Consider the following 11,890-nt stretch of genomic DNA (forward strand, 5'->3'; position numbering starts at 1 on the left):
ACGCGTTCTCAGCGGCCGTCCTCTCCCGTCAGGTCGTACCGCCAGTCGTTCGACGTGAGCCAGTGCCCCTTCGGGTACTCGAACTCGGCCTCCCCGAGCAGCGTGAAGCCGGCCCGGCGGCAGACGCCGTTCGACGCGGCGTGCTCCACGCTCGGGAACGCGTGCAGATACCGGTGGACGCCGGCGGCCCGTGCCTCCTCCACGACGGCACGGGCCGCCTGCGCGGCCAGTCCCCGTCCCTGGAACTCCGGCAGGATCCCCCACCCGGTCTCCCATATCAGGGAGTCCCGCCACTCACGCTCCCAGAACCCCACCGAGCCGACGGTCTCGCCGCCGTCCGCGAGCGTGACGCGGTACATCCGCCCCGACGACAGCTCGACGTACCGCCGATGCCGTGCGACGAGCTTCTCCTCGGTCTCCGGCCCGCCCACATGGTGGGTCATCTCCGGGCTGTTGGTCCGCTCCAACAGCCAGAAGTCGCCCTCCGCCCAAGGCACCAGCCGCACCGGCCGCACCTGCTCCGTATCCATGTCAGCCACCCTAGGCGCCGGGTCTGACAACGCCCCCGACCTGTGGATTTGCCGACCCGGCAAAAGATCTCGCCTCACCCGGCCGCCACCCCGCAGGATCGACGTAACCCGCAATCCGGGACCGCCATCCGTAACAAGCAACCCGTGACCCGCACCCCGTGACCCGTACGTACGGAGGACACATGCCGCACCTCACGCACCGCCTGGTCCCCGGTCCCGCCGGCCGGATCCACCTCGTGGAACAGGGCACCGGGCCCCTCGTCCTGCTGCTGCACGGCTTCCCGGAGTCCTGGTACTCGTGGCGCCACCAGCTGCCGGTGCTGGCCGCGGCCGGATACCGCGCGGTCGCCGTGGACGTGCGCGGATACGGCCGCTCCTCGAAGCCGGAGGCGGTGGCGGCGTACCGGATGACCGAGCTGGTGGAGGACAACGCGGCCGTGGTCGAGGCGCTCGGCGAGCGTTCCGCGGTGGTCGTCGGGCACGACTGGGGTGCGACGATCGCCGCGCACTCGGCGCTGCTCAGGCCGGACGTCTTCCCCGCGGTCGCCCTGCTGAGCGTGCCGTACACCCCGCCCGGCGGCCCCCGCCCCAGCGAGGTCTTCGCGGGGATCGGCGGGGAGGAGGAGTTCTACGTCTCCTACTTCCAGGAGCCGGGCCGGGCCGAGCGGGAGATCGAGCCGGACGTGCGCGGCTGGCTGGCCGGTTTCTACGCCGCGCTCTCCGCCGACACCATGCCCACGCCCGACGCCGGCCTCGTGCCCGCCGATCCCCACTTCGTCGCACCGGGCGGGCGACTGCGCGACCGCTTCCCCGCCGACCGCCTCCCGGCCTGGCTCACCGAGGACGATCTCGACGTCTACGCCGGGGAGTTCGAGCGGACAGGACTGACCGGCGCCCTGAACCGGTACCGCGCGATGGACCGGGACTGGAAGGACCTCGCCGCCTACGCGGGAGCGCCGATCCGCCAGCCGTCCCTCTTCCTGGGCGGCACCCTGGACGCCTCCACCACCTGGCTGTCCGACGCCATCGACGCCTTCCCCACCACCCTGCCCGGTCTGCACGCCGCCCACCTCCTCGACGGCTGCGGCCACTGGATCCAGCAGGAGCGTCCCGAGGAGGTCGGCCGTCACCTGACCGACTGGCTGGGATCGGTCGTGAGCGGGCGGTAGCGCACGTTCACCGCGGCCGTGCCGTCGCCGTCGCCATGGCGTTCGAGACGGACGGGTGCGCCGCCGGGTCGGTCGAACAGCCGGATCCCGTCGCCCAGCAGGACGGGCGCGATGTGGAGGTCGATCTCGTCGATGAGCCCGCGTTCCAGGAGCTGTCGGCCGATGGAGGGCGAGAAGACCTCCACGTTCTTGCCGCCGGCGGCTTCCAGGGCGATCCGGACGGCGTCGGCGACGTCGCAGTTCAGGAAGGTCACGCCGGCGGCGGGTCGCGCGTCCTCGGGGTGGTGCGTGAGGACGAACAGCGGCCCCTGCCACGCGCCGCCGTAGATGGTGCCGGCGTCGGGAAAGGCGTCCCAGCCGTCCCGGCCGCCCAGCACGGCCCCGGTCGTCGCGGCGTACTCCTCGACGAGGCCCGGCCGGAACGAGAACCCCGTCATCCAGTCCATCGTGTGTCCGGGGCCCGCCACGAACCCGTCCAACGACATGGTGAAGTGCCAGAGCACCTTGCCGGCGGCGATCTGCGGCTCCATGTCCACCGCCGACACGGTGGGCGCGTTCTGGGACTTCTCCATGGCTGTTCCCTTTCCCGGGGTGGGCGCTCCTGTTCTCGGTGAAGACCTGCCGCGCCCCCAGAAGTCATCGCCGGGGCCACCGAGGCACGGCCCGGCCCACCTGCCACCCCCGCAGGACCCGCCCGAGGCGCGGCGGCGACGACCGTGACGGGCCCGGCAATGACGGGCACGCCAGTGACGGCGGCGACGACGGTGATCACCGTGCCCCGCCGGTGCCCCCGCCCCCGCCAGACCGGCCCCGCCCCCACACCGTCATCGCCCCGCCACCGCACAGCCTCGCCACCCCACGACCTCACCCCACGGCCTCACCCCACGCGCAGCAACAGCCGTGACAGGGCTGGCGGTTGGACACCCCGCCCCGGGCCACTCCCCCCCCACACACAGCCGTCACCGAACCACCGTGGCGCGGTCCTGTCGCCCCGACGGCCTCGCCCGACGCGCGGCCACCGCCATGACGGCGACCGCGGTGAGCACCATGACCGCGCCGACGTACAGCGGAGCCCTGTAGCCCAGGCCCGCCGTGATCGCGAGGCCGCCGGCCCAGGCGCCCAGCGCGTTGCCGATGTTGGACGCGGACACGTTGGCGCCGGCCGCCAGGGCCGCTCCGCGCGCGTAGTCGGTGACGCGGGTGATCAGGCCGGGGACGCCGGCGAACCCGAACACCCCCATCAGGAACACCAGCACCACCGACGCCGTCGCGCTGCCGGCGAGCAGCCCGAACACGGCCAGGGTGACGGTGAGTCCCGAGAGGGCGAGCACCAGCGCACGGTCGCGGTCGTGGTCGGCGGCCCGCCCGCCGAGCAGATTGCCGACGACCAGGCCGACGCCGTACACCATGAGCAGCCAGGCGACGTCCGCCGAGGAGAACCCGCCGACCTCGGTGAACGTGTACGCGATATAGCTGAACGCGCCGAACATCCCGCCGTAGCCGAGCGCGGTGGCCGCCAGGGTCAGCCAGACCTGCCCGGACCGGAACGCGCCGACCTGGGCGCGCAGGGCCGTGGGCGGCGCCGGTCCCGTCCCCGGGGCCCCTCCGGCGCGGCTCGGCACGCACGCGATGATTCCCGCGAGCGCGAGCAGTCCGACCGCGGTGACCGCCCAGAACGCGGCCCGCCAGCCCCAGCGCTCCCCCACCAGCGCGCCGAACGGCACGCCGAGCACGTTCGCGACCGTCAGCCCGGCGAACATGACGGCCACCGCGCGGGACGTGCGTTCCGGGGCGACCAGGCCGCGCGCGACCAGGGAGCCGATGCCGAAGAAGGAGCCGTGGCACAGCGCCGCGACGATCCGCCCGAGCAGCATCACCGGGTAGCTGGGGGCGATCGCGGACAGCAGGTTGCCGAGGACGAACAGGACCAGCAGGCCGACCAGGACGTGTTTGCGGGGCAGCCGCGCGGTCGCCGCCGTCAGGACGATCGCACCGATCGCGACGCTCACGGCGTATCCGGAGATCAGCCGGCCCGCCGCCGCCTCGGACACCGCGAAACTCGACGCCACCTGCGGCAGCAGCCCCGCGATCAGGAACTCGGTCAGCCCGATGCCGAACCCGCCGACGGCCAGCGCGAGCAGCCCGCCTGGCGTCCGCCGCCGCTCGATCGCCGGGCTATGCACGACAATCCTCGAGATCCGCGCTCATGGACCGACCCTCGCGTCCCGGCCGCGGACGGGTCCATGGACAAAGAAGCGACGACACTTGGACGAAAGCGGGGCCGATGTTCACGGTCGGGGAACGGGACCGCCTGCGGGAGCGGCTGCTCGCGCGGGCCGAGGCCGACGACAGCGTGGTGGGCGCCGCCTTCACGGGCTCGTACGCCGTGGACGACCAGGACCGCTGGTCGGACACCGACCTGGTCCTGGCCGTCCGCGGCGCCCTCGCACCGACCCTGGAACGGTGGACCGGCTGGCTCTACGACGATCTCGGCGCCCGGCACCACTGGGACCTGCCCGTCGGGGCCGCCGTCGTCCGCGTGTTCCTTCTGCCGGGCTGGCTGGAGATCGACCTGACCTTCACGCCGGAGGGCGAGTTCGGCCCGCGCGGCCCGCAATGGCGGACGGTCTTCGGCACGCCCCGTCCCCTCGAACCCTTCGCTCCGCCGGACGCCGACACCCTGATCGGTCTCCTGTGGCATCACGCCCTCCACGCGCGCGTGTGCGTCGAGCGCGCCCGCCGGTGGCAGGCCGAGCACTGGATCAGTGCCCTGCGCGACCACGTCATCGCCCTGGCCTGTCTGCGACTCGGTCACCCCGCCGCGTACGCGAAGGGCGCCCATCTGCTCCCCGCCGACCTCTCGACCGCGCTGGAGGCGACTCTCGTCCGTTCGCTCGACGCCGCGGAACTCCTTCGCGCCCTGAGTGCCACGGTCGGCGTCGTCACGGCCGAGCTCGAGCGCTTCCGGCCGGGGCTCGCCGCCCGTCTGGCCCCGATGCTCGCGGAGCTGACGTTCACGCCACCGGGAGAATGCCGTTGAGATGGAGGCGTCGGTGGGCAAGGCTCCTCGCCATGGAGTTCTTCTGCTACCACCGTGACCGGCCCGGATCCCTGCCCCTGCGCGAGGAGCTGACGGAAGCGCACTGGTCGTACATGGACGGCTACGAGGCCGAACTCATCGCCCGCGGGCCGACGTTCGCCCCCGACGGCGAGACCCCCACCGGGAGCGTGCACATCGTCGACCTGCCCGATCCCGCCGCGGCGCGCGCGTTCGCGTTCGACGAGCCCAACTACCAGGCGGGCGCCTACCGGGACGTGCTGCTGCGCCGCTGGCGCAACCTGCTGGGCCGCACCATGTGGGACTTCCCCGGCGGCCGGAGCGGCGGCGACCGGTACCTGGTGCTCGGTCTCGGCACGGGAGAGGCCGTCGACCTCGCCGTACCGCCGGGGAAGGACGACCTGATCGCCTACGGCCCCCTCCTGTCGGACGACGCCACCGCCTGGCTGGGCACGGCGGCCCTGGTCCGCGCCCCGGACCCGGACCGGGCGCGGGCCGTGCTGACCGCGGACCGGTACGCGGCGGTGGAGGTCCACGAGTGGGAGTTCGGCGGACGGCGCTGACAACCCGGTTCTCGGGGCAACCGCACAGGGACCAGCCGTACGACCTAGGAGCGTCCACGCCATGGGTACCGCCGTCCGCGTCCCGCAGACCCGGGACATGATCGGGGACGAGCTCTCCGGAGACGAGGCGTTCACCGCGCTGCGCCACTACGGCGGCCTGCGGCTGCTGACCGACTCCTTCGCGCGGTTCCGGTACGCCGACGGCTTCACCAACGCCCGGGCCCTCGCCTTCCAGGTGGTGCTCGGTCTCGTCCCGTGCACCGTGGCGCTGGTCGGCCTGGCCACGTCGGTGCACACGGAAGGGGTGGGCCGGATCATCGAGCTCACGCTCGGCCGGATCGTGCCGGGGGCGAGCGCCGACATCGTGAAGGACGCCTTCGACGGAACGCGCCGCACCGCGCACGGCAGTGTCTGGAGCACGCTCGCCCTGTGGCTCGGTCTGGGCTTCGCCCTGCTGAACCTCGCCTCGGCCATGGGCCAGATCGAGCGCGGCGCGAACCGGATCTACGGCATCGAACGCGACCGTCCCTTCCCGCGCAAGTACGCGCGCGGGATCGTGCTCGCGCTCGCCGCCGGCCTCCCCCTGGTGCTGGGCTTCGTCACGCTGGTCGCCGGGGAGGCCGTGGGCGACGCGGTGGCCGAGTCCACGGGCCTGGAGGGCGGCGGGCCGCGCTGGTGGGGCGTGCTGGACCTGCCGGTCGGGCTCGCGCTGGCCTGGGTGGCCTCCGCCGTGATCTTCCGCTGGTCACCGCGCCGGGTGCAGCCCGGTTACACCTGGCTGGCGTTCGGCTCGGCGGTACACCTGCTGCTGTGGGTGTCGGCCACCTGGCTGCTCGCGCTGTACGTCGAGGAGAGCGGTGCCTTCGGCGCCGTGTACGGGCCGCTCACGGCCTTCATCGCCCTGCTCCTGTGGGCGAACCTCACCGCCGTCGCGCTCTTCCTCGGCATCGCGTTCGCCGCCCAACTGGAAGCGGCCCGCGCGGGCATCGAGTCAGCCGTACACCCGGATCCGGGGCCGGGGGTGTGAGACCGGGGGTGACGGGGTCCGGGCCGAGTGAGTCAGCCGTGCGCGGCAGTTTCCCGGTCGGGCGTGTGAATCCGGGGGTGTGGTCTCCCGACCGGATGAGTGAGCCGGGCTCGACGATTCCCGGCCCGGCTGCAAAACCAGCGGCGACGCCGTCCCGTCGGGTGAGCCGGCAGGGCGTGGCAGCCTCCCGCCCGCACCCCCGGCGCGCCGACCGGGACGCCCTTCCGGCGTCGGGCACGGCGTGCGCATCAGGGGACGGCGGTCTCCCGGCCGGGTGAGTGAGCCTGGGTGGCAGTCTCCTGGCCCGGGGTGTGAGACCGGGGCGACGGGTTCCGGTCGGGTGTGCGAGGCCAGACGCGACGGCCTCCCGGCCGGGTGAGCGAGACCGGAGGCGACGGTCTCACGTCCGCCCGTGCGAGACCGACACGACAGTCCCCGACCCAGCACGCGACACCCGACACGCCCCGCCCCAGCGCGCGAGACCCGCCACGACCGACACGACAGCTCCCGACCCGGCGTGCGAGACCGGGCGCGGCGCCCTCTCGACCCACGTGCGGGAAACCAGGGGCGACGATCCCCCGGTCAGCTCTGTGCGGCTGCGGTGACCGTCGCGGGGTCCACGCCGGTCAGTTCGACGATGCGGTGCGGTGGCACACCGGCGGCCAGCGCGCGTCCGATCAGCCCGTCCCGGCCGTCCGCGCAGTCGCGGTAGGCGAGCAGCTCCTCCTCGACCCCGGCGAGCGACTCGGGTGCCAGGTGGTGGCGGACCCGGGTCAGTTCCTCGTCGCTCAGCGGCACGGGCAGCCGTTCGGCGCCCTCGGGCACGGCGGCGGTCTCCTCAGGGGGCAGCAGCCGCAGATGCGGTGAGGTCGGCGTGGTTCCCTGGGCGTCCAGCCACGCGCGGACCGCGGGGGTCTCCATGCAGGCGAGCTCGCCGACGGCGGCGGGGGCCACACCGAGTCGCGCGGACGCGTCGTCGAGCAGGAACAGGTAGGCGTCGTCGGTCATCCTCGGCTCCTTCTCACCAGGGGCGGATCGACCTCCCATTACCCCGCCTCGCCCGGCTAATGTTCGGGTTCGGCGAGTGACCGAAGAGGAGCGAGGACATGCCCGGTCTTCCGAGCGCGCGTTGACGTCGTAGGCCGTGACCGAGGGTCCGGCCTGTCATCGCGTGCCGCCCCCGACGGTGTGGCACCGCAGCCTTCGATCCGAGGATCTCCGTGCCGACTCCTTCCTCCGCCGTGTCCGATTCCGGTCGCCCCGCCCCGCCGAGCCTGTGGCGGGACCGCGACTTCCGTAGCCTCTGGGTGGGCCAGACGGCCTCCCAACTCGGCGAGCACACAAGCCTGTTGGTGCTGCCGCTCTTCGCCGTCCTGACCCTCCACGCGGGTGCCGGCCAGTTGGGCGTCCTGCGAGCGGTCGGCCAGGCGCCGATCCTGTTGCTGTCGCTCTTCGTCGGCGCGTGGGTGGACGGATGGCGGACCCGCACGGTGATGGTGCTGGCGGACGCCGGCCGGACCCTGGCCCTGGGCGCGGCCGCCCTGGCCGGGCTCCTCGGCGGGCTCGGCCTGCCCGCGCTGTTCGTGGTCGTCTTCGCCGTCGGCGTCCTGTCCGTGTTCTTCGACGTCGCCTACCAGTCGTCCCTCGTGCGGCTGGTGGGACGCGATCAGTTGGTGCGGGGCAACAGCGCCCTGGAGGGCAGCCGGTCCGCGGCTCAGATCGGTGGTCCCGCCCTCGGCGGTGCGCTGGTGTCCTGGCTGTCGGCGCCGATCGCCGCGGCGGCGGGCGCGCTCTTCTTCGCGCTGTCGTTCCTGTCGATCCGCAGGATCCGTCGCCGCGAGTCGCTCCCGGAGCGCTCGGGACGTCCCTCTCACATAGGGCGGCGGATCGCGGAGGGCCTCCGTTTCGTCGTACGCGACACCTCGTTGCGGACGGTGTGCCTCGCCTCGGCGGCCTTCCAGTTCTCCTTCGCCGCGCTGATGGCCGTCTATCTGCTCTTCCTGCCGCGTGAACTGCATCTGTCCGGCACCGTCGTCGGGCTGTCGCTCGCGGCGGCGGGGCCGGGCGCGCTCCTGGGCTCGCTGCTCGCCGCCCGACTGCCGGGCCGGTTCGGTCACGGCGTGGTGCTGGTGTCGGCGGCGGCGCTGGGCGACGGCGCGTTCCTGTGGGTGCCCGCGCTGCACGGCTCGTCCGCGGTGACGGTCGCCGCGCTCCTCGCCGTGGGCTTCGTGTTCGGGGCGGGCGGGCAGTTGGTGAACGTCACGGTCATGGCCGTCCGGCAGGCGGTGACCCCGGACGGGATGCAGGGCCGCGCGGCCGCCACGATCACGTTCGTCGGCATGGGCCTGACCCCGCTCGGCTCCCTCCTCGGCGGGTACCTCGCGCAGGAGTGGGGGCTGCGCGCCAGCCTGCTGGTGACGGCGGCGGCCATGCTTGTGTCGCCGGCCCTGATGGTCCTGTCCCCGCTCGCCCGCCTGGGACGGACGCTTCCGGCAAGCGCGGGCTGAACCGGCCTCGCGACCGGCTGACCGCCGCCCGTTCGCCTGAGTGCCGCCCGTTCGCATGAACCTCCCGAAGCCACTCGCCACCCAAAATCGAACAGGCGTAGCATTGCGTCGTGGCTGAGACCTATGACTTTCCGAGTGACCTCCTCGCCGGTCAGGAGGAGCTGCATCAGGTCCGGGCCGAGCTGTCGGCCCTGCTCAAGCGGCTCCCCTGGTCGGTCGCACCGCTGGACGGCTTCAGCGACGACAACGGCTGGCGGAAGGTGGAGCGCCCCGCCTCTCCCGGCTGGACGCCCGATGAACAGGCCGAGGTGGAGAAGCTCCGGCGGCGCGAGCACGAACTCGCGGTGTTCGTCACCACCCACCGCTTCTGGACGGAAGTGGAGGCACCGGCCCGCGTGGACGCCCGGACCGGGCTGAAGCACGCGTCCCGCAAGCAGGAGGCGAGCTGAACGACGAAGGACCCCGGCCGAGTTCGGCCGGGGTCCTTCTCGATGTGGGCGCGGACGGTTTCGAACCGCCGACATCCTGCTTGTAAGGCAGGCGCTCTACCCCTGAGCTACGCACCCGAGAGACGAGTCGACAGCCTACCTTGCCCGGGACCCTGTCCTGCAAACCCTTACCCAGGGGCCCGAGGAAGTCAGGGTGGATACGGGGGAAAACCCCACCCCCGATCCGGGAGCGGCCCGGATCCCCCGCCGGACCCCCGCTCCCTAGGGTCGAAGCAGAGTCGCGGAGTGCCCGCGACCGCCCGCCCAGGGTGGATCAGGGGGAGATCGTCATGGTCCGTTCAGTTCCCGCACGTGCCGCCGCCGCGGCCGGGGTCGTCGCGCTCGTCGTCGCGGGGGCCACCGCCTGCGGTGCCTCCGCCGGGGACGACAAGACCCCCGACCACAGGTCCTTCGCCCTCCAGGGGCGCACCCTGACCGTCGACTCCGACGACTCGGCGCTGGAGATCGTCGCCGCCGACGGGAACAAGTCGGGCACGGTCGAGGTCACCCGCTGGTTCCAGGGGACCGTCGCCATCGGCAAGGACCCCGAGGTGACCTGGTCGATGAAGGACGACCGGCTGGTGCTGCGGATGAAGTGCAGCGGTGTGGTGGCCGACTGCGCGGCGAAGCACCGCATCGAGGTGCCGCGGGACATCGCCGTGAAGGTCGAGGACGGTGACGGCAGCGTGCGCGCCACCGGGTTCACCCGCCCGCTGAGCATCAGCACCGGGGACGGGTCCGTGCGGGTCACCGACTCCAGCGGGCCGCTGGAGCTGCGCACCGGCGACGGGTCGGTGCGCGCACAGGTCACCTCCCGCCGGGTCACCGCCCGCACCGGCGACGGCTCGCTCCACCTCGAACTCGGCGCCGTACCGGACCGGGTGGAGACCCGCAGCGGCGACGGCTCGGTGACCGTCGAGCTGCCGAGGGCCGCCTACCGCGTGGACACCAAGACCGGCGACGGAGGGGTCGACGTGTCCGTGCCCCGGTCCGACTCCAGCGACCACTTCGTGTCCGCCCAGAGCGGAGACGGGAAGGTCACGGTGCGAACCGCGAACTGACCGGCCCGTGTGTTCGTCCATTACCGGTGGGAGAATGACACCGGGCACCGCCAGGACGGACCACAGCACGGGAGAGGGATGTGACGGCGACACCATCGCGGCCGTACTCGTCGGCGTCGGTGCCGCGCGCACACCGTCAGGCACTCAGGGACACCCTCGCTCTCGTCGGCCTGCCGCTGCTGGCCGCGCTGGCGCTGCCGGCCGCGTTCGCCGGCGGCGGCACCCGGCGCTGGTTCGGCGGGCGCGCGGAGAGCCAGCGGGCCGAGGCGCAGGCCGCGAAGGACGCCGCCGCGGCCGCGTTCTACGAACTGGACACCGCCCAGCGGGATCTGCGGATCTCGATAGAGACGATCACGGCCGTCGACGACTCTCCCGCGGCCCGGCGGGCGGTCGCCGACTTCCAGGCGATCAGCGGGCGGATCGACACGGCCAGTCAGCGCTACATCGAGGCCGTCGACGCCCATGACCTCGACCGGGACGACCTGGAGGCCGCGGTCGCCGCCCAGGCGCGCACCGAGCTCACCCGGGCCAAGGACGAGCTCGGCGACGTCAAGAAGGAGCTGGACCGTTTCGGCGAGAGCCTCGGCCCGCTGCTGGGCAAGGCGGAGACCCAGCTCGCCCGCCTCGCCCCGGCCGTGGAGCGGGCCCGGCAGGGGCTGCTGGCCGCCTCCAACGCCCTGGACGCCGTACGGGAGTCGGGGCTGAGGGCGGACGACCTCGCCGCCCGGCTCGCCGCCCTCGGGTCCGAGCTGACCAAGCTCAACCAGGGCGCCGGGCAGCACGGCGTACCGCAGACGCTGGAGCGGGCCGAGCGGGTCGCCCGGGAGGCCGAGTCGATCCGGGTGGAGGCCGAGCGGTTGCCGGAGCGGGCCGCCGAGATCGACCACCGGCTGGTCTCGCTGCGCACCCGCGCCGAGGCCCTCACCACGCGCGCGGGCCAGGTCGACCCGGTCCTCAGCGAACTGCGCCGCCGGTTCACCGCCGCTTGCTGGCAGGACCTCCAGCACGTCCCGGACCAGGCCGCGGAGAACGTCCGGCAGGCCGAGCGGAAGCTCCGTGAGGCCCGGGCCGCCCGCGACGAACAGCGCTGGCCGGACGCGACCGCCCTGCTCTCCACGGTCCGCGCGCTGCTCAACGCCACCGACGAGTCCGTCTCCGCCGCCGGTGACCGGCTGCGTCGGCTGAACGCCGTGCAGAAGGACCCCCAGCAGGAGATCGACCGCACCCGCTTCGCCATCCGCGACGCCCAGCGCCTCGCCATGACCGGCCGCACCACCCCCGATCCGCGGCACGCACGCCCCTTGGACGACTCGGTGGCCCGCCTGGACCGGGCGATCGCCGGCCTGGAGGGCCGCCACCCCGACTACTGGCACTTCCTCACCGAGACGGAAGCGGTACGGCAGTCGGTGGCCCGGGTGGTCTCGCAGATCCGCGAGGAGCGCGGCGGCGCGCACTGACGGGTGCTCGCCACGCGCTCACGAGCGGGA

General features: G+C 73.3%; 12 protein-coding genes and 1 tRNA gene. 8 read left to right on the forward strand and 5 right to left on the reverse strand.

What is annotated here, in order from left to right:
* Window positions 1-8 precede the first annotated feature (8 nt).
* On the reverse strand, window positions 9-530 hold the full coding sequence (locus tag ABZ098_RS03300) for a GNAT family N-acetyltransferase (protein ID WP_356586699.1): 522 nt from the start codon (window positions 528-530) through the stop codon (window positions 9-11).
* A 182-nt stretch (window positions 531-712) separates the two neighbouring features.
* On the opposite strand from ABZ098_RS03300, the gene ABZ098_RS03305 reads away from it, so the two are divergent.
* The gene (locus ABZ098_RS03305) at window positions 713-1,699 is read left to right on the forward strand and encodes an alpha/beta hydrolase (RefSeq protein ID WP_356586701.1); all 987 of its coding nucleotides are present in this window, start codon (window positions 713-715) and stop codon (window positions 1,697-1,699) included.
* On the opposite strand, the gene ABZ098_RS03310 is transcribed toward ABZ098_RS03305, so the two are convergent.
* Both ABZ098_RS03310 and ABZ098_RS03315 read right to left on the reverse strand, forming a co-directional pair.
* On the reverse strand, window positions 1,657-2,271 hold the full coding sequence (locus tag ABZ098_RS03310) for a dihydrofolate reductase family protein (RefSeq protein WP_356586703.1): 615 nt from the start codon (window positions 2,269-2,271) through the stop codon (window positions 1,657-1,659). The two genes, ABZ098_RS03305 and ABZ098_RS03310, sit on opposite strands and share 43 nt — an antisense overlap.
* Window positions 2,272-2,658: 387 nt before the next feature.
* Window positions 2,659-3,882, reverse strand: a complete 1,224-nt coding sequence (locus ABZ098_RS03315) for an MFS transporter (RefSeq protein WP_356586705.1) — start codon at window positions 3,880-3,882, stop codon at window positions 2,659-2,661.
* Between the two features lie 101 nt (window positions 3,883-3,983).
* On the opposite strand from ABZ098_RS03315, the gene ABZ098_RS03320 reads away from it, so the two are divergent.
* The 3 genes from ABZ098_RS03320 to ABZ098_RS03330 all read left to right on the forward strand — a co-directional run bounded on the left by ABZ098_RS03320 (window position 3,984) and on the right by ABZ098_RS03330 (window position 6,347).
* Complete coding sequence (locus tag ABZ098_RS03320) at window positions 3,984-4,739, forward strand: hypothetical protein (protein ID WP_356586707.1); 756 nt, start codon at window positions 3,984-3,986, stop codon at window positions 4,737-4,739.
* Window positions 4,740-4,771: 32 nt separating this feature from the next.
* Window positions 4,772-5,320 (forward strand): YciI family protein, encoded by a 549-nt coding sequence (locus ABZ098_RS03325; protein ID WP_356586709.1) that lies wholly within the window; start codon window positions 4,772-4,774, stop codon window positions 5,318-5,320.
* Between the two features lie 61 nt (window positions 5,321-5,381).
* Complete coding sequence (locus ABZ098_RS03330) at window positions 5,382-6,347, forward strand: YihY/virulence factor BrkB family protein (RefSeq protein WP_356586711.1); 966 nt, start codon at window positions 5,382-5,384, stop codon at window positions 6,345-6,347.
* A 582-nt stretch (window positions 6,348-6,929) separates the two neighbouring features.
* Here the strand turns inward: ABZ098_RS03330 and ABZ098_RS03335 are convergent.
* Complete coding sequence (locus ABZ098_RS03335) at window positions 6,930-7,355, reverse strand: DUF6003 family protein (protein WP_356586713.1); 426 nt, start codon at window positions 7,353-7,355, stop codon at window positions 6,930-6,932.
* A gap of 212 nt (window positions 7,356-7,567) precedes the next feature.
* Between ABZ098_RS03335 and ABZ098_RS03340 the strand changes: the two genes are divergently transcribed.
* Window positions 7,568-8,854 (forward strand): MFS transporter, encoded by a 1,287-nt coding sequence (locus ABZ098_RS03340; RefSeq protein ID WP_356586715.1) that lies wholly within the window; start codon window positions 7,568-7,570, stop codon window positions 8,852-8,854.
* Between the two features lie 110 nt (window positions 8,855-8,964).
* Window positions 8,965-9,303, forward strand: a complete 339-nt coding sequence (locus ABZ098_RS03345; protein WP_356586717.1) for a hypothetical protein — start codon at window positions 8,965-8,967, stop codon at window positions 9,301-9,303.
* A 45-nt stretch (window positions 9,304-9,348) separates the two neighbouring features.
* Here ABZ098_RS03345 and ABZ098_RS03350 read toward each other — a convergent pair.
* Window positions 9,349-9,420 (reverse strand) — tRNA-Val (locus ABZ098_RS03350).
* 212 nt (window positions 9,421-9,632) lie between these two features.
* Between ABZ098_RS03350 and ABZ098_RS03355 the strand changes: the two genes are divergently transcribed.
* Window positions 9,633-10,403 (forward strand): DUF4097 family beta strand repeat-containing protein, encoded by a 771-nt coding sequence (locus tag ABZ098_RS03355; protein WP_356586719.1) that lies wholly within the window; start codon window positions 9,633-9,635, stop codon window positions 10,401-10,403.
* A gap of 80 nt (window positions 10,404-10,483) precedes the next feature.
* Window positions 10,484-11,860 carry a hypothetical protein gene (locus ABZ098_RS03360; protein WP_356586721.1) on the forward strand — a complete coding sequence of 459 codons (1,377 nt, stop codon included), beginning with the start codon at window positions 10,484-10,486 and terminating at the stop codon, window positions 11,858-11,860.
* Window positions 11,861-11,890 lie beyond the last annotated feature (30 nt).

Origin of the sequence: Streptomyces sp. NPDC006335 (assembly GCF_040612795.1) — a bacterium.
GTDB lineage: Bacteria > Actinomycetota > Actinomycetes > Streptomycetales > Streptomycetaceae > Streptomyces.

Bases quoted from the DNA above. Each gene is read 5' to 3' on its own strand.
- ABZ098_RS03355 (WP_356586719.1), top strand. From the start codon at position 9,633: ATGGTCCGTTCAGTTCCCGCACGTGCCGCCGCCGCGGCCGGGGTCGTC.
- ABZ098_RS03300 (WP_356586699.1), bottom strand. From the start codon at position 530: ATGGATACGGAGCAGGTGCGGCCGGTGCGGCTGGTGCCTTGGGCGGAG.
- ABZ098_RS03320 (WP_356586707.1), top strand. From the start codon at position 3,984: ATGTTCACGGTCGGGGAACGGGACCGCCTGCGGGAGCGGCTGCTCGCG.
- ABZ098_RS03335 (WP_356586713.1), bottom strand. From the start codon at position 7,355: ATGACCGACGACGCCTACCTGTTCCTGCTCGACGACGCGTCCGCGCGA.
- ABZ098_RS03325 (WP_356586709.1), top strand. From the start codon at position 4,772: ATGGAGTTCTTCTGCTACCACCGTGACCGGCCCGGATCCCTGCCCCTG.
- ABZ098_RS03330 (WP_356586711.1), top strand. From the start codon at position 5,382: ATGGGTACCGCCGTCCGCGTCCCGCAGACCCGGGACATGATCGGGGAC.
- ABZ098_RS03310 (WP_356586703.1), bottom strand. From the start codon at position 2,271: ATGGAGAAGTCCCAGAACGCGCCCACCGTGTCGGCGGTGGACATGGAG.
- ABZ098_RS03305 (WP_356586701.1), top strand. From the start codon at position 713: ATGCCGCACCTCACGCACCGCCTGGTCCCCGGTCCCGCCGGCCGGATC.